Source organism: Halorubrum sp. SP9 (assembly GCF_005435015.1).
Lineage (GTDB): Archaea > Halobacteriota > Halobacteria > Halobacteriales > Haloferacaceae > Halorubrum > Halorubrum sodomense.
The window spans coordinates 1-221 of the sequence record NZ_SGXU01000761.1; the positions used below are offsets into that span (position 1 = coordinate 1).

The 221-nt window shown below is 63.8% G+C and carries 1 protein-coding gene; it reads left to right on the top strand.

Annotated elements, in window-relative coordinates; all coding sequences use genetic code 11:
* The coding region (locus tag EXE45_RS21155) for a hypothetical protein (protein ID WP_137695220.1) at positions 1 to 221 on the top strand (221 nt) is incomplete at both ends.

The following is a 221-nucleotide window of genomic DNA, read 5'->3' on the forward strand; positions in this document are numbered from 1 at the left end:
TCACGATGTGGCGTACGGGGACAGTGTCACGGGCGACAGACCCGTAGTCGTGCGCGATCCCGAGGGGATTGTCCGAATCCTGCCGATCGCTGATCTCTTCGAGCGCTCGGATGCGACTGCGAGCGAGGATCTGATTATTGCCGCCGACGGAGGGCCTGTCGCTTCGGTGTCGGTCGAGAAGGAACGGGGTCGCGTGAACGGGTGGGAGGCGCTTTCGGTGA